The following is a 19241-nucleotide window of genomic DNA, read 5'->3' on the forward strand; positions in this document are numbered from 1 at the left end:
CCTCGGCGGCGAGTTCGAGGACGAGGTCGGAGGGCAGCTTGGTGTGGACGGAGGCCGGGAGGTCGTAGGCCACGACCGGGACGGACGATGCCGCGGCGATCAGGCGGTAGTGGCGGGCGATCTCCGCCGGGTGGGTGCGCGTGTAGAAGGGGGCCGTCACCACGACCGCGTCCGCGCCCGCGTCCGTGACCGCCGCCACGTGGTCCAGGACTCGCGGGGTCGTCATGTCGATCGCGCCTGCCAGGACCGGGAGTTGGCCTCCCACATGGGCCACCACCGCCTCGACCACATACCTCCGCTGGCGATCCGTCAGGTAGGCGGCCTCCGACGTCGAGCCGAGCAGGAACAACCCGTGCACCCCGGCCTCGACGAGATGGTCGACGAGCCTGAGCAGTGAACGGACGTCCACCTCGCGGTCCGGTGTCAGGGGCGTGCAGACGGGCGGTACGACACCGGTGAGCGGGGCGGGGAGGGTCATGAAGGCTCCATGGGGAGGTTTTGGCGAACGAGGTCGCGGGTCGACAGGTCCTCCTCCACAGGATGGTGGCAACGGTAGAAATGTCCCGGCGTCGACGCGGGTGAAAAGTCCGGCATGGCGGACGCGCACACGTCGTCGGCCTTCCAGCACCGGGTACGGAACGGGCAGCCGCTCGGCGGACGCGTCGCCGACGGCACCGGTCCGATCAGCGGGATCGGGTCGATGGGGTGGAGGAGGCCCGGTGTCGCCGAGAAGAGAGCCCGGGTGTACGGGTGCCTCGCCCGGTCGGTGACCTGGTCGGCCGGGGTCTCCTCGACGATCCGGCCCAGGTACATGGTGATCACGCGGTCGCTCATCCGCCGTACCGTCTGGATGTCGTGGGACACGAACACCAGGGCCAGGCCCAGTCGTTCCCTCAGGTCCAACAGGAGATTCAGGATCTGGGCGCGGACCGAGACGTCCAGCGCGCTGGTCGGCTCGTCGGCCACGACGAGGGCTGGGTCAAGCGCCAACGCCCGTGCGATCGCCACGCGTTGGCGCTGCCCGCCGGAGAGCTGGCCCGGCAGGCCGTCGGCGAGCGCGCGGGGGAGGCCGACGAGTGACATCAACTCCCTTACCCGGTCCTCCCGTTCGGGCTTCGTCCCGCGGCCGTGCACGTCCAGCGGATCCCGCAGTATCTGGCGGATCGTCAGACGACGGTTCAGCGCGGTCGACGGGTCCTGGAAGATCATGCCGATGCCGGTGCCCACCGCGGCCCGGCGTTCGCCGTCCGGCATCGACCACAGGTCACGGCCCCGGAGGGACACCGTGCCGGACGTCGGCCGCTGGACGCCCACCAGCACCTTCGCCAGCGTCGACTTGCCGCAGCCGGACTCGCCGACCACGCCGACCGTCTCGCCGGCCGCGACGGTGAGATCGGCGCCGGTCAGGGCGTAGACCCGATCGCGGCCGAACAGACCGCCGCTGCGCGCCTTGTGGACGACATGGGTCCCCGCCAACTCGACCAGCGGGACGCCCAGTTGGCCGCGGACCGCCTCCGGTTCGACCTCCGCGCCGCTCATGACACCGTCTCGCTCTCCGTCGTCACCAGGTCGATCGCCGGGTGGTGGCAGGCCACCGTGTGCGTGCGCGGGCCGACCAGATCGGGTGCCGTCGTACGGCAGAGGTCGCTCGCCAGCGGGCAGCGGTCGGCGAAGCGGCAGCCCGCCGGGAAGTCGGCGGGGGAGGGGACGACCCCCTTGATCTGGGTCATCCGCTCGGCCGCCGACTCCAACGACAGCACGCTGCCGAGCAGTCCGCGCGTGTAGTGGTGGGCCGGTGACTCCACCAGGTCGGCGGTCACGCCCGTCTCGACGATCTGTCCGCCGTACATCACCACCACCCGGTCGGTGACATCGGCGATGAGCGCGAGGTCGTGCGAGACGAGGACGAGCGCGAAGCCCAACTCCTCGCGCAGCCGCAGCAGTAGCTCTATGACCTGTGCCTGCACGGTGACGTCGAGGGCGGTGGTCGGTTCGTCGGCGACGATCAGCCGGGGGTCGCGGGACAACGCCATGGCGATCAGCACGCGTTGGCGCTGGCCGCCGGAGAGTTCGTGCGGATAGCTGCGCAGGGTGCGCTCCGGGTCGAGGCCGACCATCGTCAGCAACTCGCCCGCCCCACGGTGCCCTCCGCGCCGTATCACCTGCTTGAGCTGGGCGCGGATCGTCATCGCCGGGTTCAGGGACGACAGGGCGTCCTGGTACACCATCGCCATCTCGTGGCCCAGCAGCCTGCGCCGCACCCGCATCGGCTCACCCACCAACTGCCGCTGATTGAACCGGACATGGCCGCGCACCCGGGCGCCCTTCGGTTCCAGGCCCATCACCGTGAGCGCCGTCAGCGACTTGCCGCAGCCCGACTCGCCCACCAGGCCCAGGACTTCACCCGGCCGTACCTCGAAGCTGATGCCGTCGACGATGTCCACGCCGTGGTGGCGGCCCTCGAAGCCGATGGCGAGGTTCTCGACGGCGAGTACCGGCAGGCCGTCGGGGTCGGGCAACGGCCTTGCGCGCGACCGGAGTCGGAGCGCCGCCTCCGTCAGACCGGGGAGCTGGAGCACCTCCCCGCTGCCTGGCTGTGGGGCGTCGAGCGGGTCCTCGTCGGGGCGTACGGCCACCTCGCGCGCGGCCGGGGCCGCCCACGCGTCCGAGACCCCCTCGGACAGTATGTTCAGGGACAGCACGGTGACGAGCATCAGCAGGCCGGGGAAGACCGTCGCCCACCAACCCCCGGTCAGCACCATGTTCTTGCCGTCCGCGATGACACTGCCCCACGACGGGTCCGGGGGCCGTACGCCCGCGCCGATGAAGGACAGCGACGCCTCGAAGACGATCGCCTCGGCCACCTGCACGGTGCAGAACACCAGGATCGGGGCGGCGCAGTTGACGGCCACGTGCTTGATGACGATGTGCGGGGTGCGGGCGCCGATCACCCGTTCCGCGGTGACGTAGTCCTCGCCGTACTGGTCAAGTACGTTGGCCCGTACGACCCTTGCCACCGGCGGGGTGAACAGGAACGCGATCGCGCAGATCAGCACGGTGATCCCGCCGCCGAACACGGCGACCAGGACGGCCGCGAGCGCGATGCCGGGGAACGCCATCACCACGTCCAGGCAGCGCATCAGCGTCTCGTCCACGCCCTTGCGCGAGGTCGCGGCGACGGCCCCGAGCAGGGCGCCGACCACGAGCGCCAGCGCGGTCGCCCCGAGGCCGATCGCCAGGGACCAACGGGCGCCGTACATCAGCCTGCTGAGGATGTCCCGGCCCAGGCTGTCCTGGCCCATCCAGTGGCCGGCGGAGGGGTGTCCGGTGCCGTCGACGGGCAGTTGCTGGTCGAGCGGGTCGTGCGGGGCGAGGAGCGGCGCGAACAGCGCCACCAGCACCACGACGGCCAGGAAGCCCACCGCGACCTTCGACAGCAGCGGCAATCGGCGCCGGCCGCGCAGCCGGATGCCGGGCCGGGACAGGGTCTCGGCGAGGCCCTTGCGGGAGAACTGAGTGAACATCAGGAGGCATCCCTCAGGCGGGGGTTGACCAGCAGATAGAGGATGTCGATGACCAGGTTCACCACGACGAACCCGGTCGCCGTCGTGAGCACCACGCCCTGGACGACGGCCGGGTCGCCGTTCTGGACGGCGTCGATCATCAACTTGCCCATCCCGGGGAGGGAGAAGATGGTCTCGATGACGACCGCACCGCCGAGCAGGTATCCGACGCGCAGACCCAGCACGGTGAGTGGGTTCATCAGCGCGTTGCGCAGCACGTTCCGGCCGACCGCGACATGCGGTGGCAGCCCGCTGCCGATCGCCGTCCGGACGTAGTCCTTGTCCAGCTCCTCGACCACCGACGTCCGTACGATGCGCGTGAGTTGGGCCGCCACCGGCAGCGACAGCGCGAGCGCGGGCAGGGCCATCGTCTTGAGCCAGCCGGTGAGGGAGTCCGCCGGGTTGATGTAGCCGCCGGTCGGGAACCAGCCCCGGTCGACGGCCAGGTACTGGATCATCAGCAGCGCCAGCCAGAAGCCGGGCGCGGCGACCCCGGTCAGCGACACCACCCGGATGATCTGGTCGGGCAGCCGGTCCCGGTAGATCGCCGCCGTCACCCCGCCGAGCAGCGCCAGCACCACCGCGATCCCCAGCCCCAGGAAGGTGAGTTGGAGGGTGAGCGGCAGCGCGGTGGTGACCTGCTGGACGACCGGTGCCCGGGTCAGCGCGCTGGTGCCCAGGTCACCGTGGAGGAGTGCGCCCACGAAATGGACGTAGCGCAGCGGCAGTGGATCGAGCAGGCCGTTGCGCTCGCGGAAGTCGTGCAGTTGCTGCGGGGTCGGGTTGGCGCCCTGGAAGAACGCGGACGCCGGGTCGACGTCCGAGAAGCGCATCACCACGAACACGAACAGCACGATGCCGAGCATCAGCGGCACGAGCAGGACGACACGGCGGACCAGAATCCTGACGACGGTGACCATGGGCCAACTCCTGTACGGCTAGACCCACTTGGCCTGGAGGACGTTGATGCCGGGGTAGGGCTGCGGCCTTATGCCGGTCAGCTTCTTCGGGTCCCAGGCGGTCATCAGCTCGTTGTGGACGACCGGGTAGAGCACGGCCTGTTCGGCGACGGTGTCGATGTAGTCCTGGATCATCGTCTCCTTCTTCGCCACGTCCGGTTCCTGGGTGGCCCGGTCCATGTCCTTGAAGAGCTGCTTGGCGACGGAGTTGCCGGCCCAACGGGCGTAGCCCATCCAGAGATTCTGCGGGCCGTAGTTGTAGTGCATGATCAGGTCCGCGTCGAGGCCGAACTGGTTGGGGTTGGAGGCGGCGGCGACCACTTGGTAGTCCTGCTTCTGGTCCATCTTGGTGAAGACCGCCGTGGTCTCCTGCGGGGACAGGGTCGTCCGCACGCCGATCGCGTCCCAGGACGCCTTGATGGTCGGCAGACAGTCGACGATCCAACTCACGTTCACCGAGATGATGTCGACCTTCAGCCCGCTGACCCCGGCCGCCTTCAGCAGCGCCTTCGCCTTGCCGGGGTCGTAGTCGTAGACCGTCTTCGCCCGCCGGTAGGCCGGGTTGCCCTCGTTGAGGAACGACGAGGACGGCTTTCCGTGCCCACGCAGGGCGACCTGGACCATCTTTCCGGTGTCGATCGCGTAGTGCAGCGCCTGGCGCACCCGTACGTCGTCGAAGGGTTTGTGCTGGGTGTTGAACATCAGGAACAGGTTGTTCATCCCGGCCCCGCCGCCGACCGTCAGCCCGCCGCTCCGCAGCCGCTGGATGTTGGCGTAGGGGATGTTGTCGGCGATCTGCGCGCCCGCACTGGACCCGGAGATCTTGGCGACCCGGGGCGCCGCGTCCACTATGGTCAGCCAGTTCATCGTCTTGAAGGCGGCCGGGCGCGGGCCGTTGTAGCCGGTGAACGCGGCGAAGGTGGTGTTGGACTTGGGGTGGTGCGCGGTCTGCCGGTACGGTCCCGAGCCGACCGCCTTCCCCTGGATCGCCTGGTCCCACGCGCCCGGCTTCGAGAAGACGTGCTTCGGCATGATCTTCGCGAGCGTGAGCCGTGAAATCCCGTCGGGGAAGGGGAACTTGAGGACCAGCTCGACGCTCCGCGCGTCGATCTTCCGGACCTCCTTCAGCCAGCTCACGAAGAAGCCCTGCGCCAGGGTCGTCGTCTTCGGGTCGAGGATGCGGTCGAAGACGAACACGACGTCGTCGGCGGTGACCGGCTGCCCGTCGTGGAACGTCGCGCCCGCGCGCAGCGTGAACGTCCACGAGGTGCCGCCGGTGTCCTTCGGCAGGGCCGTCGCCAGCGCCGGATAGGGCGCGCGGGTGATCGGATCGGTGTCGATCAGCCCCTCGTAGATGTGGTTGTTGCCGGCCATCGCGAACGCGGACGCGGTCTGCGTCGGATCCCAGCTGCCGTCGTTGCCGTAGCCGATCACCGCGGTCAGCGTCCGGTTCTTGCCGGTGCCCCCGCCGCCGGTGTCGTTCGTCGACTGCGGCCCCGACGAACAGGCGGTCAGGGACGAGGAGATGGCGGCCGCCGCGCCCAGCGCGCCGGAGTACTTCAGGAACGCCCGGCGGTGCAGCGCGGGCACGTTTCGGGTCACGTCTTCGCGCATGGTTCCTCCAGGAGGTACGACGTCCTACGTCCTGCGGTCAGCGCGACCATAAGAGCGCCCGTGGGGTCGGTCAAGGCATCGCACACGAATGGCGTAGCCGTCAGAGGTCGGACCAATGGCGCTTTGAAAAGGCGTGTGACTGGCGCAAATTGACTCCCCCTCAGGTCCCGCTGGGGTCAGACATGGGACGTGGGACCTCTGGGGCGCGTACGATGCGCCGCATGTCCGGGGAGCCAAGGAACAGTCGGATACAGCGCGAGGTCGTGCAGCTGATCCTCGACCGCAAGCTCCAGCCCGGTGCGCCGCTGCCCACCGAGGCCGAGCTGATGGAAGACCTCGGCATCAGCAGAAACTCCGTCCGCGAGGCCCTCAAGGCGCTCCAGGCCCTCGACATCGTGGAGATCAGACACGGCTACGGCACCTACGTCGGCCGCGCCTCGCTGACCCCGCTCGTCGACGGCCTCACCTTCCGTACGCTCACCCGGCACGAGGACGACGCGGACGCGCTGGCCGAGATCCTCCAGGTGCGCGAGGTGCTGGAGGAGGGCCTGATTCATCGGGTCGCCGCGACCGTCACCGAGCCGGAACTGGACAGGCTGGAGGCGGTGGTGAACCGGATGGAGGAGGCGGGCCGGGCCGGTCGCCCGTTCCCCGAACTCGACCGTGAATTCCACGAGTTGCTCTACGCCTCACTGGGCAACGAACTCGTCCCGCAACTCCTCGGCGCCTTCTGGACGGTGTTCCGCCGGGTCGCCGGCGCCCGCGGCTGGACCGACGACCCGGACCCCGGACTCACCGTCCGCCGCCACCGCGACATCGTCACCGCACTGCGCGCCCGCGAGGTCGAGGGCGCGCGGCGCGCGATGGCGGACCACTTCCGCGGGATCGAGGCGCGGGCGGCGCAGGAGTCCCGCGGAGTGGGCTGACCTTCTGTCGGAGCCGTGAACTGTGGTCAGGGAGCGGTGAGTTGGGCCACGATCGACGCTCCGTCCAGCCAGACGTTCTCGCGGGAGATCCTGCCGTCCGAGAACTCGAAGACGTGCAGCATCCGGAAGGTGATCCGGCGGTTGTTGCCGGGCACGCCCAGCAGTGAGCCGGGGACCGTGCAGGTGATCAGGTCCTCGACGGTCGCCGCGTTCTCCGAGTAGTAGGTGTGGGTGCGCTCGGACTTCTCGGTGCGGATGTCCTGCACCAACTGCTCGTAGCGCTCCTGCGCGGCCGGGATGCCGACCGCCGGGCCGCCCGGCCAGCCCACGGCGTCGTGCTCGATGTCCTCGGTGTAGACGGACACCGCCGCCGCCGGGTCCCCGTGCTCCTCGGCGAGCATGTGCGTGCCGATCAGTACTTCCATTTCCGCCGGTGTGATGGAGCCCATGGAGCTCCTCCTCTCGTCGTGCCGCGTGCCGGTCGGGCCGCGACCCCCGTTTGGTGAGACGGATATACTGTAATAAGAAAATTTTCTCACGACAAGAAGGTGTTCGCATGCCGGAAGGCCGCAGCAGACAGAAACTGCGCACGCGCCGCGCCCTGACCGAGGCCGCGGTCGCCCTGATCCGCGAGGGCCGGACGGTCACGATGGCGGAGGCGGCGGAGGCGGCCGATGTGTCCCTGGCCACCGCCTACCGCTACTTCTCCAGCCCGCAGGAACTCCTCCAGGAGACCCAACTCCTCGTCCGCACCCCGGACTTCACCGCCGACCTGCCCGCCGATCCGGCCGAGCGCCTCGACACCCTGATCTCCCGCGTCGCCGAGTTCCAGCTCGGCGACGAGGCCATGTGGCGGTCGCTGGTGCGGGCCAGCCTGGAACGCTGGTTCGCGCAGCACGAGCAGCACCAGGAACAAGGGCAGGGTCAGGGGCGCGGGCATGAGGGCGGCGAGCCGGAGATTCCCACCCGCAACCAGACCCGCCTCGGCTACACCCGCACCGCGCTCGAGCCCCTCGCCGACACCCTCCCGCCCGAACTCCACCGCCGCCTGGCCATGGCCGTCACCCTCGTCTACGGCGCCGAGGCGCTGATCTCGGCCCGCGATGCCTGCGGACTCGACCCCGAGGAGGCGCGGGACGTGATGCGATGGGCGGCGAGCGCGTTGCTGGAGAAGGCGGTACGCGACGCGCCGGCCGAGTGAGGGACGGATGGAGAGGCGGGCGGGATGGCGGAGACGTGGGACGAACGGGACACAGGCGTCCTACGGCTGCCCTCCGGCCGCCTGGTCCGGGGCCGCGGCCTGCGCCGCCCGCTCCCGGCCGACGGTCCCGTCCCGTCGTACGGCGTGTATCTGCTCGGCAAGCCGCCGCCCCAAGTCCCCTGGCAGGCACGGTGGTTGCGCTGGCCGGACTTCCGGCTGCCCGCGGACCGCGCCGAGGCGCACACGGTGCTCGTCGAGGTCTGGCGCCGGTCGCTCACCGAGCGCGTCGAGATCGCCTGCGCCGGCGGCCGGGGCCGCACCGGCACGGCGTTGGCCTGCCTCGCGGTCCTCGACGGGGTGCCGCCCGGGGAGGCGGTCGCCTACGTCCGCGCCCACTACGACCGGCACGCCGTGGAGACACCGTGGCAGCGGCGGTACGTACGACGGTTCGGGGCGCCGTCAGACGCGGCGGGCGCGGAAGCGTAGGCCGCCGCTCTCGGGGTGCAGGTCGACCGCCACGTCCGTGAACCCCGCCCGCTCCAGTCGGCCCGGGAGGGTCGCCGGATCGAGGGTGTTCATCGTGTCCCGGAAGTGCAACACCCGGAAACGGAACCCGGGTTGGCTGTCACTGCCCGCGAACGTCCCGCCGGGGCGCAGCACGCGGAACGCCTCGGCGAAGACACGGTCCTGGTGCGCGGCCGTGGGCACGTGGTGCAGCATCGTGAAGCAGACGACGGAGTCGAACGACCCGTCGGGCAGCGGCAGTTCGGCCCCGTCCGCGTGGAGCACGGTGGCCCGGTCGCCCCACCGGGACTCCAACAGGCGTGCGGTGTCGGCGTCGATCTCGGCGGCGGTGAGGTGGTCGACCCGCTCGACGAGGACGCGGAGATTGGCGCCGTAGCCCGGGCCGATCTCCAGTACGTCCGCGCCGAGTTCCACGTGTTCCAGGGCCCAGGGCAGGATGCGGTCCTTCGTCGTCTGCGCCCATCCCTCGGAGCTGCACAGCTTGCGGTGGGCTCGGTTCATCGGCATACGTCGACGCTAGGCGGGGCGGGCGGTTGTCCGCCACGGGCTAGGCTGCCGTGTCATGTCGCGGAACGGACAGGAGCGGGAGCGCTGGTCCGACACGGGGAAAGGGCGCCGGTCCGACACAGGGAAGGGGCGCCGGTCCGACACGGCCATCCTCGTCGGCCACTTCACGATGCCGCGCGGGACGGCGTTCGCCACGCACTGGCATCCCGTCCACCAACTCCTCTGCTCCGAGCGGGGGTTGCTGCGGATCCGCAGCAAGCACGGGACCTGGCTGCTGCCTCCGTCGCTGGCCCTGTGGGTCCCCGCGCTCGTCCCGCACGCCACCGGGTCCGAGGGCGACGCCGTGATGCGCGGTGTGTTCGTCGAACCGGCGAGCTGCCCGCACATCGACTGGCGGGACCCCACGGTCGTCGCGGTCACCCCGCTTCTCCGGGCGCTCGTCGAGCACCTGGACCGCACGGACCTGACACCGGACGCCCGCGCGCGAGCCGAGCTGGTGCTCCTCGACGAGCTGCGTCCGGTGCCGGTGACGAGCGTGTCCGTACCCGAGCCGCGCGATCCGCGGGCGCGGGCGGTGGCCACCGGGCTGATGAACCACCCTTCCGACGCCCGCCCGTTGGCCGAGTGGGGCGGTCAAGTCGGATCCAGCGCACGGACGTTGGCCCGCCTCTTCGTCGCGGAGACGGGTCTGGGCTTCGGCCAGTGGCGGGAACGGCTGCGGATGCAGGCCGCGTTGCCGTTCCTCGCCGAGGGGCTGCCGGTGGAGTCCGTGGCGCGACGGGTGGGGTATGCCTCGGCGAGCTCCTTCACGGCGGCGTTCCACCGGGTGGTCGGGGTGACGCCGAGGCAGTACTTCCCGCGCTAGCCGAGGGCCACTTCCCGCGTCAGCCGAGCGCCACTTCCGGGGCTAGCCGAGGGCCGCCGCCACCAACTCGGCCGTGTCCGCGACCAGTTGGTTGTCGTACGGTGCGTCGGGCAGGGTCGGCTTCGTCGTCAGGACGGCGAGGACGACCGGGTCACCGCCCTCCGTCCAGGCGATGCCGACGTCGTTGGCGGTGCCGTGGGCGCCGCTGCCCGTCTTGTCGGCGATCGTCCAGGTCGCGGGGAGTCCGGCGCGGAAACGGGCGGCGCTCGTCGTGTTGTTGAGCAGCCAGGCGGTGAGCCGGTCGCGGTCGGGGCGGCGCAGGGCGTCGCCGAGGACGAGCCTGCCGTACAGTCCGGCGATCGCGCGCGGGCCGGTGGTGTCGGTGATCCGGTCCGGCTCGGCCGAGTTCAGCTCGGTCTCCCAGCGGTCGAGCCGGGTGACCCGGTCGCCGAGGGAGCGGGCGAAGCGGGTGATGGCGGTGGGGCCGCCGAGTTCACGCAGGAGCAGGTTGCCGGCGGCGTTGTCGCTGTAGCGGATCGCCACGTCGGCGAGCTGCTCGACCGTCATGCCCTCGGCGAGGTGCGCCCGGGTCTGGTCCGATCCGTCGACGAGATCGGCCTCCGTGTAGTGCACGACCTTGGAGAGGACCTCACCGTGCCGGTCCAGGTCCCGCAGGACGGCCGCGGCGGCGAGCGTCTTGAACACCGAGCACATCGGGAAGAGTTCGTCGGCGCGGTGCGTGACGGTCTTCCTGGTGCCGAGGTGATGCGCGAACACGCCTACGCGGGCGGTGTGTTGCTCTTCGAGGGCGACCAGACGCGTGCCGATGTCGGTCCCGGTGTCGTCCGCCGCCTGCGCGGAGGAGGCGCCGGTGAGGAGGGTCGCGGCGGTGGCGGCGCCGGCGGTGAGAACGGTACGGCGGGTGGTCGTAGGCGCTGCGGCCGTAGGGGTCGTAGGGAACTGTTCGGAGCCTGAGATCACGCTCTCCTTTGTTCGGGGGACCGGTGGACCGTCCGGTGGTCCGGTGGTCCGGTGGCCTGGTCTCCGTCGACGATCGGTCGATGTCCGTCAACGATCTCTCCAGTGACCGACGCGAGAGCTCATACCTTGGTTGCGTCGCCGTAGACCATCGGGCGACTTCGGGGCGGGCGCCGGATCGGCACAGTGGGCGCATGGCGAACACACAGGGGATCAGTCGGGGGCAGTTCCTGGCGGGGGCGCTGGCGCTCGGGGCGGCGGGCGCGCCGCTGCCGTCTGGGCAGGCGGCGGCACGGCCGAGGACGGCGGACGGCTGCCACGGTCCGCGCCACCGCGGTCTGCGCCGGCACGGCGTCGTCTACACGGTCGGCGAGGGCGAGACCCCCGCCACCGCCTGGAACCCGCGCCGGATGCGCGCCGATCTCCGCGCCGTCCGCGACGAGTTGCACGCCGACACGGTCGACGTCACCGGCGACGGCGTCGACCGCCTCACCGCGACCGCCGCCGAGGCCGCCGAACTGGGCCTGCACATCTGGCTCCAGCCCACCCTCGCCGATGTCCCCGAGCGGGACATCCTCGAACACCTCGCGGAGACCGGCCGGTTCGCGGAACGGCTCCGGCGGCAGGGCGCGAGCGTCGACTTCAGCGTGGGCTGCGAGTTCTGGCTGTTCGTGCCCGGGATCGTGCCGGGCGCGACGGTCCTGGACCGCGTCCAGAACCTCCTGGACGGCACGTTCGACCCGGTCAGGATGCAGCGCAGGCTGGACGCGTTCACCAAGAAGGCGGCGGCGCTCGGCCGTTCCGTCTTCCTGGGCAACCTCAGCTACGCGGCCGCCCAGGACGACGAGGTCGACTGGAACCTCTTCGACATCGTGGGCATCGACTACTACTCGTACTTCCACCAACCAGCCGACTACGTCCGGGAGTTGCGCCGCTACGAACGCTGGGGCAAGCCCGTGACCATCACCGAGTTCGGCACCTGCGCGTACAAGGGCGCCGAGAAGACGGCCGGCATGGGCTGGAACGTCGTCGACTACGACAAGGACCCGCAGGAGATCAAGGGCCACCTGATCCGCAGCGAACACACCCAAGCGGCGTACGTGGTCTCCCTGTTGGAGGTCTTCGAGTCGATGGACCTGTACGGGGCGATGGCCTTCGAGTTCGTCACCCCGGACGCCCCACACCGCGCCGACGACCCGCGCCACGACCTCGACATGGCGAGCTACGCGATCACCAAGACCGTCAAGGAGCGGCCGGGGGACCCGAGTTCACCCTGGCGGTGGGAGCCGAAGGAGGCGTTTCGGGCGTTGGCGCGCAGGTATGCCCGGGTCTGCTCTTGATACCTTGGCCGAGTGATGTCGAAGCGTCGGGGGAAAGGACGCTCGGATGAAGAACGCTGACGGGGCCTGGAGCGCGTTCGATTCGATCGCCTATGTAGCTCACAACTACCGTGACCTACAAGCGGAGGACGCGGAGATCCTGCACATCGTTCGCGATCATTTCGCCGACCATTTCCGGAAGCCGGGAGTCGGCCCGGTCATTGGCATCGACGTGGGCGCCGGCGCCAATCTGTATCCCGCCCTGTCCATGCTGCCGTGGTGCGACGAGATCACCCTCTGCGAGCGCTCGCCCGCGAATGTCGCGTACCTGAAGGGCCAGGTCGACTCGTACGACGGGAACTGGGACCTGTTCTGGGCTTCTCTGAGTGAGAACAAGGCGTACCGCGCCCTCGGCATGGACCCGCGGGAGAGGTTCCGCGAGGTCGTCAAGGTCGAGCAGGGCGACATCTTCGATCTGGAGCAGCGCGAGGGACGGTGGTCCGTGGGAACCATGTTCTTCGTTGCCGAGTCGATGACCTCCTCCTTCGCCGAGTTCAGCCTGGGCGTCGAGCGATTCATGCGCGCCCTGAACCCGGGCGCTGCCTTCGCCGCCGCTTTCATGGAACATTCCAAGGGCTATTACACGGGCCAGAATTTCTTCCCCGCCTGTGACGTGGGAGAAGCCGAGGTGCGGGCGAGTCTCGAACCATTCGCGGACGATCTCACGGCGGAGCGGCTCAAAAGCGGGTATGCCGTGAGGGACGGCTATTCCGGATTGATTCTCGCTTGGGGGCGGCGTGGGGATTGATACCGGAGCGGTCTGAGCGGAGACATGAGGTGCGGATCACCGACGACAGGTTCTTGCCGCGGGCCTGACGCATTCTTGCCGTAGGCCTGACGACCGTCGCACAGGTGCACGAAAGCTCGTTCGGATATTGTCGACTCTGTTGACAACGTTGCCCGGGCCTGGGCGACGGGTGATCCCGACGACGGAGGCGAAGCAGTGTCGACCAGTGCCGTGGTGATCGGGGCAGGGGTCTCAGGACTCACCACGGCGGTGTGCCTGGCGGAGGCCGGAATGGATGTCCGGGTGGACACCGACCGGCCCCCGGGCGCCACGACCTCGGCGGCCGCAGGCGCCATGTGGGATCCGTATCTGGCCGAGCCCAGCGACCTGGTGGAGCGATGGAGCCGGGAGACCCTGTCGGAGCTGACCGCGCTGAGCACGGATACGGAGACCGGGATCCGGCTGGTGGAGGGGACTCAGGAATCCAGGGTTTCCCGGGACATGCCGGTCTGGGGGAGCCTCGTGGGTGCACGCATGTGCCTCCCGTCAGAGCTACGGCAGGGGTTCGTGACCGGGTGGCGCTACCGAGCGCCGCTCGTCGACATGCCTCGGTACCTTCGCTACCTGGTCGGACGGCTGGAGCAGGCCGGTGGAACCTTGCGCCGGCACCTCTACGGCACGCTCGACGAGGCGCTGACTCAGGCGTCGGTCGTCGTCAACTGCTCGGGTGCGGAAGCCCGGTACCTGGTGGACGATGCCTCGGTCGACGCGGTGCGGGGCCAGCTCGTCGTGATGGAGAACCCCGGTATCCGGACCTTCTTCTGCGACGACACCCCCGGGGCCGAGGACCTCACCTACATCTACCCGCACGGCGACATCGTGGTCCTGGGCGGAACGGCGGAGCCGGGCGCCTGGGAACTGCGGCCCGACGAGAACGAAGCCCGGGAGATCATCCGCCGTTGCGCCGCCGTGGAGCCGTTGCTCGCCGGAGCCCGGGTGATCGGGCAGCGGGTGGGGCTGCGGCCGGTCCGAGGCCGGGTCCGACTGGAGGACGAGTGGCACGAGGACACGCTGCTGCTGCACAACTACGGTCATGGCGGAGCCGGACTGACCTTGTCCTGGGGATGTGCCCGCGAGATCACGGAGCGGGTTCGCGGGAAGCTGCCGTCCACTCACTGAGCTTCTTCAGCGTTGCCGCTCCAGGGTGAGAACGGCTTTGGCGAGGGACGTCGCAAGCTTGGCCAGGTGGCAAAACTTCCATATTCTCCGTTGTGAACCCCGGACGAGCAGAAAGGGTCCGTCGGTTTGCCGACGGACCCTTTCTTTAAGATTGATGGCAGGCGTAGCTCAGGCTATGCGGCTGACCCTAGAAGAGCCACGACCACTGCTGCTCGGGAGCGCCGTTGCAGTCGTAGATGACCACATTCGTGTTGTCGGCCGTTCCACCGCTCTGTGTCGACAGGCACTTGTTATTGTTTTTGGCGCTTACAAGTTGGCCGCCGGTCAGGTGCCAGTCCTGTTCGGCCCCTCCGTTGCACGTGTACTGAATCGCCTTGGTTCCGTTGGCCGTGGACCCGCCATCCGCAAGCGAAAGACACTTGCCGCTCTTGCGGTTCACATAAGTGAGGTCTCTGGGTTCCCACGACTGCTCCTGCGTGCCGGTGCAGGTATAAAGAATCGCTGAAACGTTGTTGGCGGTAGACCCTCCATTGGCGAGTGACAGGCACGTCTGGCTCTTCTGGTTGGTTATGGGTGCGAAGAGCTGAGCGCTGGCGGAAGCCGATCCGACGCTGAGAGAAACAGCGGCCAAGGCCCCCAGGGACACCGAAACGAACGCGCGGTTCGAAATCTTGAGCATGAAGCTCCCTTTCCTTGGTTCAGTAGATGACCATGAAAACGCTAGCGCCGAGGGGATTAAATGAGAATAGTCAAATCATCGGGACAGGAAATAAACGATTCCAGCAAGAATTTTGGGTGAACGACGCGTGGCAGGTGAATGTGTGCGTGGGCCCAGGAGGTCCCGAAAATCCAGAAAGTTCCAGAATTTGACGCACTGGCGGGTCGCCGAGCGGGAGGGTTGTTCCTACTGGCCGGAACGCACAAGCAGAACAAGTCGGTTATGTGCTGAGAAGCCGTCGCTGTGAGACGGAAACGTCTTTCGCCGGGAGCTGTTTGCCTGTTCTCCGTATCGCTCGCAATCAGCCGCAGCGCCCCCTGCGCCTGCGCTTGGGGTCCGCAGTGGATCGGTCGCCCCCGGGCTGTTGATCGAGATGTCTGATGTCTCAACCACGCTGCTCGGGGGCCTCGTTGGTCATCCACCTGCTCGCCGAACGGGTGGGCGGTCGCCGATCCGGGCGGCCAGTTGCGCCGGCTTTCACCCGCGTTGCCGGGCCGGGCCCACGACCAGACCGCTGCCCGCACCCACCGCTTCGGGAGCTACTCCCTGATCTGCCACTGTCGGCGCTCCGCGATGTCGGACTCCGCGCCTCTGCGGAAGAGGTACAGCCAGGTCCGGGCCGCGAGCGTGGCGATCAGGACCGTCGTCCACGGCCAGCTGGTGGCATTCGCCGCGATCAGCGCCGCACCGACCGTCGGCGAGGCCGCCGTCAGCACGATCAGAGCGATCTCGAAAGAGCTTCGTTGGAATCGGTGGGCGATGGAGAACTCGGACTGCTCGTACCAGGCGATGGCCGAGCTGAACACGACGGCCAGCGTCATGGTCGTCCAGGGATCGCCGCTGGCCTGCGCGTAAGTGACGGGAAGTGAGATCAGGAAGGGGAACACGCCGCCGTACTCGGAAAGTACGTTGCCCCACTTCATGATCTTGCCGAACGAGTTCGAGCGGATCCGAGCGAGTTCGCCGGAGGCGCTCGCGTAGATGATCAGGGAGAGGACAGTGCTGAACGTCGCCCCGATGAGGAGCAGTCGTACGTCATCGGGGAATCGGGTCGACGAGAAGGCGAAACCCAGCAGGAAGGTGATCGCGGCGAGGATGGAACCGGAGAAGGCGATGCCGGCCGCGGCTTCGCCGGACTGGAGGGTCGCGGGGTCGTCCTGCTCGAACCGAGCGATTTCAAAAGCGGGTTCGCCGCTGAGCGTCACCAGCCCCGTCACCGCGTGGTCGGCAGGTGACAGGGACTCCGTGAGCTGTTCCTGAGCACTGACGGGGACGAGATGCCTGGCGTCCGGATCTATGTACTCCACACGGGACTTGTACTGATAGTGAATGTGGAGAGCGTTGCCTGACCCGCCGATGCGTATGACCCGGGTCCCTTTGAAATCGGTGGCCAGCAGGAGGCGCGTCACCGCCAGTTGCTCCGTACTGGCCACGGCGGATATCAGTGGCGGCTCGATCGATTTCCGGGGAATGTCCGTCACCATCTCGGTCAGGAGCTGCTTGGCCATACCCTGCCTCCGCATTCCCTCACGAACCGCGATCACAGAGATCCGCACATGTTCTGGCGACGGCATTTCCGCGGCGATGCACCCGACCAACTCGCCTGCGGATTCGAGCACCCGAACCAGGTCGCGGTCAATGGCGTCGGCGAGGAGCGCCGGCGTCGGAATGATCGCCGTCTCGCATGAATCGGTCAGCAGCGAACGCAATGCGGCCAGGTCGGCAGGGGACGCCGCTCGGGTGGGCCATACAGCCATGTCCATCCGTTTCGTTCGGCTCGACATCAGGTGTCACGTGGTCGCCAGGCGCTGAATCCTACAGATCAACTGCGCGCCGCACAGGTACGGTTGAGTGATCGCGACCGTGGTGTTCTCGAGGTTCGCAAGGCCCATGACACGAAGGTGGAGACGGCTGTGACGGAGTCCGTGTTCAGGGAATCCACCGCGGAACCCCGCACCCAGTCCGTTCCGCTCGCCCACCTCTCCCTGGAGCTGGGCCACCTCTACATGGAGGATTTCGAAGCCGGTCCCGAGCGGCTGCGCGAGCACTTCGCAGAGGTGCGCATCTGGGTGGACGCCGTACGCGCCTCCGTAGCTCGTCGCGCGGGTCTCAAAAGGCCCCGCATCAGTACCTGCTTTCTCATCGACGACTACTTCAACCGCTTTTCCACACCGGCCGAGATCGTCCCGCTGGTCCTGTCGGAGGCCCGGAAGGCGGGTCTGGTCATCGACTACCTGGCCCGCGAGTCGGGTTGTGCGGTCGCCGACCGGATCGAGCTGGCGGAGTCCGTCCTGCACCGCCTCGTGGAGTCGCCGCCGCCGGGCAGCAACGGCGCGCGCCCGCCCGTCAGCCAGACCGGCTGGCTCGCCAACGGTCAGCGCACTCCCGCCCCGCCCGGCAGCACGGCTTGGCAGCCGCCCCAGGAGACCATGGCCCGCAACCACTCGGTCTTCATGGACGTCGAGCTGTGGTCCAGGGAGGACGACGCGTGGCTGTGGTCCTGTCCTTTCCTGGCCGCGGTATGGCAGTTGGCCCGGCTCGGTCTGCTACGACACCTCGGCGAACCCGTGCTGACCCCGTACCCCTGGACCGGTGGGGACTTCCCGCGCGACTGGGACCGGCTGCCACCGCTGCTCAGGCTCACTGAGTCCGCGGCGCCTTTCAGCGCATACCGCACCTGCACGCTGATGCCCAACCGGTTCCTCGCGGTGGAGGACGCCGTACGGCTCATCCTCGACCAGGTGGACGTCGATTCCGGAGCGCTCCGACAGGTCGCCGTGCGCTCCGCCGGCGAAGGCGTCGCCGTGCCGGAGGCCGTGGCCCAGCGCGCGACCTACGTCTTCTACGAGGAGCCCGGCGTGGAATCCGTCGGGAAGTCGGCCAACCCGCCTCCTCCGAAGAGGACTTGACATGTCGTCCCCCGGACGATCGGCGCGTCCGGTCCTCATCTGCGGCGAGGTGCACACCTGCCTGCTGCCGTCCTTGCGGTCACTGGACGGGTACGGCGCCGCCCAACTGCTGAGGCTGCGCGGCGACGAGCAGGTCAGGGTTTCCAACCGGCCCAATCTGTATGCCTGTTCACCCCAGGTTCTGACGGGCGTGGACTGCAGGCTGCCCACTTCGAACGGTGCCAAGGTCCGAGCCGTCGGTACGGTGGCCGCCCGTGGGGTGCTCACGGAGGGCCGTGTCCTCCAGTCCACCGCCTACTTCAGTGCCCCGGCATACGGCCTCGACGTACGCCGCCCCTGGGGGCACTACCTGGTAAGGCCAGGTGTGGTCGAGCCGTTCGGAAAACTGCCTGAACAGGCCGCTGCGGAGGGCGTGTTACTCGGCGCCGAGCGCGGCGAACTGGACCTGGGAATGATCGCCGAGGGACTGCTGGAGCAACTGGTGCGCCACCCGCTCCTCGACCGCGAGGCCCCTTTCAAGTCCCGGCGAACGCAGCTGCGTTGGGCCGCGCGCCTTGCGCCAGCGGGCGAGGAGCCGTCGCTTGACCGCTTCACACTGGCCGAGGACGGGTTGCGGACCGTCGAGCTGCGGCTGCCGGGAGGACACCTCGGCCGCCGCCGTCGCCGGTCTGTGTGAGGATCTCGCGCTGCACGACTGGCTGTTGACGACCGTGATGCACATGCTGGAGAACAGCCGACTCGGTGCGGCGGACGGGCCCGCAGTGGTCCTGGCGCTGCGTCCGGCCGTCGACCACCTCCTGCATCTGTGGATGCCGCACGCCCGCGTGGACCGCGCGCTGGGCCACCTGTGGGACGTCCTGGAGCGGGAACCGGGCTTCAGCCGTCAATGGGAGAACCTACGCCGTCGCATCCGCGACCAATTGGCCATGGCGGCCATGTCATTGCCGCCACCTGACCTCAGATATCCCGCCGGTCCACCGTCACGACCGTGACCAACGCCGCGACCGCGCACCGCACCACGAACACCACCCACGTACCCCCGACGGCCGTCGGATATCGCGAGCCCAACCGATACGGAACGTGCCCGTAGTCGACCTGTACGCGTCGCTCCGGTGTCGACCCAGGTCGTACGTCCCCAGCCCGATGACCGCACCCCCTCCGCACTCCTACGATCTCCGCATGCCCCCCACC

The 19241-nt window shown here is 68.8% G+C and carries 18 protein-coding genes and 1 pseudogene; 9 read left to right on the plus strand and 10 right to left on the minus strand.

Going from position 1 to position 19241, the window contains the following annotated elements; genetic code table 11:
• The 5 genes from JHN63_RS40770 to JHN63_RS40790 form a co-directional block, all read right to left on the minus strand.
• Nucleotides 1-478, minus strand: a 478-nt coding sequence (locus tag JHN63_RS40770; RefSeq protein WP_200690165.1) for a dihydrodipicolinate synthase family protein, incomplete at its 3' end; no start/stop codon positions are given.
• A complete protein-coding gene (locus tag JHN63_RS40775) occupies nucleotides 475-1539 on the minus strand; it encodes an ABC transporter ATP-binding protein (RefSeq protein ID WP_200690166.1) in 1065 nt (354 codons plus the stop codon). The genes JHN63_RS40775 and JHN63_RS40770, both read right to left, overlap by 4 nt.
• The gene (locus tag JHN63_RS40780; protein ID WP_200690167.1) at nucleotides 1536-3524 is read right to left on the minus strand and encodes a dipeptide/oligopeptide/nickel ABC transporter permease/ATP-binding protein; all 1989 of its coding nucleotides are present in this window, start codon (nucleotides 3522-3524) and stop codon (nucleotides 1536-1538) included. Before JHN63_RS40780 ends, JHN63_RS40775 begins: the two co-directional genes overlap by 4 nt.
• Nucleotides 3524-4483 (minus strand): ABC transporter permease, encoded by a 960-nt coding sequence (locus JHN63_RS40785; protein WP_200690168.1) that lies wholly within the window; start codon nucleotides 4481-4483, stop codon nucleotides 3524-3526. The genes JHN63_RS40780 and JHN63_RS40785 overlap by 1 nt, the downstream gene beginning before the upstream one ends.
• Before the next feature lie 18 nt (nucleotides 4484-4501).
• The gene (locus tag JHN63_RS40790) at nucleotides 4502-6136 is read right to left on the minus strand and encodes an ABC transporter substrate-binding protein (RefSeq protein ID WP_200690169.1); all 1635 of its coding nucleotides are present in this window, start codon (nucleotides 6134-6136) and stop codon (nucleotides 4502-4504) included.
• 212 nt (nucleotides 6137-6348) lie between these two features.
• Between JHN63_RS40790 and JHN63_RS40795 the strand changes: the two genes are divergently transcribed.
• Entirely contained in the window at nucleotides 6349-7062 is a 714-nt protein-coding gene (locus tag JHN63_RS40795) for a FadR/GntR family transcriptional regulator (protein ID WP_200690170.1), read from the plus strand.
• A 26-nt stretch (nucleotides 7063-7088) separates the two neighbouring features.
• Here the strand turns inward: JHN63_RS40795 and JHN63_RS40800 are convergent, their stop codons facing one another.
• Nucleotides 7089-7511 carry an ester cyclase gene (locus JHN63_RS40800; RefSeq protein WP_200690171.1) on the minus strand — a complete coding sequence of 141 codons (423 nt, stop codon included), beginning with the start codon at nucleotides 7509-7511 and terminating at the stop codon, nucleotides 7089-7091.
• A gap of 107 nt (nucleotides 7512-7618) precedes the next feature.
• On the opposite strand from JHN63_RS40800, the gene JHN63_RS40805 reads away from it, so the two are divergent.
• Both JHN63_RS40805 and JHN63_RS40810 read left to right on the plus strand, forming a co-directional pair.
• The gene (locus tag JHN63_RS40805) at nucleotides 7619-8263 is read left to right on the plus strand and encodes a TetR/AcrR family transcriptional regulator (RefSeq protein WP_200690172.1); all 645 of its coding nucleotides are present in this window, start codon (nucleotides 7619-7621) and stop codon (nucleotides 8261-8263) included.
• A gap of 24 nt (nucleotides 8264-8287) precedes the next feature.
• Complete coding sequence (locus tag JHN63_RS40810; RefSeq protein WP_200690173.1) at nucleotides 8288-8749, plus strand: protein-tyrosine phosphatase family protein; 462 nt, start codon at nucleotides 8288-8290, stop codon at nucleotides 8747-8749.
• On the opposite strand, the gene JHN63_RS40815 is transcribed toward JHN63_RS40810, so the two are convergent.
• Nucleotides 8723-9295 carry a class I SAM-dependent methyltransferase gene (locus tag JHN63_RS40815; protein WP_200690174.1) on the minus strand — a complete coding sequence of 191 codons (573 nt, stop codon included), beginning with the start codon at nucleotides 9293-9295 and terminating at the stop codon, nucleotides 8723-8725. The two genes, JHN63_RS40810 and JHN63_RS40815, sit on opposite strands and share 27 nt — an antisense overlap.
• A 55-nt stretch (nucleotides 9296-9350) precedes the next feature.
• Between JHN63_RS40815 and JHN63_RS40820 the strand changes: the two genes are divergently transcribed.
• Complete coding sequence (locus JHN63_RS40820; RefSeq protein ID WP_234478445.1) at nucleotides 9351-10160, plus strand: helix-turn-helix transcriptional regulator; 810 nt, start codon at nucleotides 9351-9353, stop codon at nucleotides 10158-10160.
• Between the two features lie 42 nt (nucleotides 10161-10202).
• On the opposite strand, the gene bla is transcribed toward JHN63_RS40820, so the two are convergent.
• Complete coding sequence (gene bla / locus JHN63_RS40825) at nucleotides 10203-11141, minus strand: class A beta-lactamase (protein ID WP_200690175.1); 939 nt, start codon at nucleotides 11139-11141, stop codon at nucleotides 10203-10205.
• Nucleotides 11142-11332: 191 nt separating this feature from the next.
• Here bla and JHN63_RS40830 point away from each other — a divergent pair, with 191 nt between their 5' ends.
• From JHN63_RS40830 to JHN63_RS40840, 3 genes are all read left to right on the plus strand, one after another.
• Entirely contained in the window at nucleotides 11333-12478 is a 1146-nt protein-coding gene (locus JHN63_RS40830; RefSeq protein ID WP_200690176.1) for an abortive phage infection protein, read from the plus strand.
• A 46-nt stretch (nucleotides 12479-12524) separates the two neighbouring features.
• Entirely contained in the window at nucleotides 12525-13265 is a 741-nt protein-coding gene (locus tag JHN63_RS40835) for an SCO2525 family SAM-dependent methyltransferase (protein ID WP_200690177.1), read from the plus strand.
• Between the two features lie 195 nt (nucleotides 13266-13460).
• Nucleotides 13461-14423, plus strand: coding sequence for an FAD-dependent oxidoreductase (locus JHN63_RS40840; protein ID WP_200690178.1), 963 nt, complete (start codon nucleotides 13461-13463; stop codon nucleotides 14421-14423).
• Between the two features lie 187 nt (nucleotides 14424-14610).
• On the opposite strand, the gene JHN63_RS40845 is transcribed toward JHN63_RS40840, so the two are convergent.
• Both JHN63_RS40845 and JHN63_RS40855 read right to left on the minus strand, forming a co-directional pair.
• The gene (locus tag JHN63_RS40845; RefSeq protein WP_200690179.1) at nucleotides 14611-15102 is read right to left on the minus strand and encodes an RICIN domain-containing protein; all 492 of its coding nucleotides are present in this window, start codon (nucleotides 15100-15102) and stop codon (nucleotides 14611-14613) included.
• A gap of 578 nt (nucleotides 15103-15680) precedes the next feature.
• Complete coding sequence (locus tag JHN63_RS40855) at nucleotides 15681-16904, minus strand: GNAT family N-acetyltransferase (protein WP_234478446.1); 1224 nt, start codon at nucleotides 16902-16904, stop codon at nucleotides 15681-15683.
• A 150-nt stretch (nucleotides 16905-17054) separates the two neighbouring features.
• Between JHN63_RS40855 and JHN63_RS40860 the strand changes: the two genes are divergently transcribed.
• The gene (locus JHN63_RS40860) at nucleotides 17055-18050 is read left to right on the plus strand and encodes an SCO2522 family protein (protein ID WP_200690180.1); all 996 of its coding nucleotides are present in this window, start codon (nucleotides 17055-17057) and stop codon (nucleotides 18048-18050) included.
• 1 nt (nucleotide 18051) lies between these two features.
• Nucleotides 18052-19042, plus strand: a pseudogene (locus JHN63_RS40865) (SCO2521 family protein).
• The last annotated feature ends 199 nt before the right edge of the window (nucleotides 19043-19241 follow it).

Source organism: Streptomyces sp. MBT65 (genome assembly GCF_016612545.1).
Taxonomy (GTDB): Bacteria; Actinomycetota; Actinomycetes; order Streptomycetales; family Streptomycetaceae; genus Streptomyces.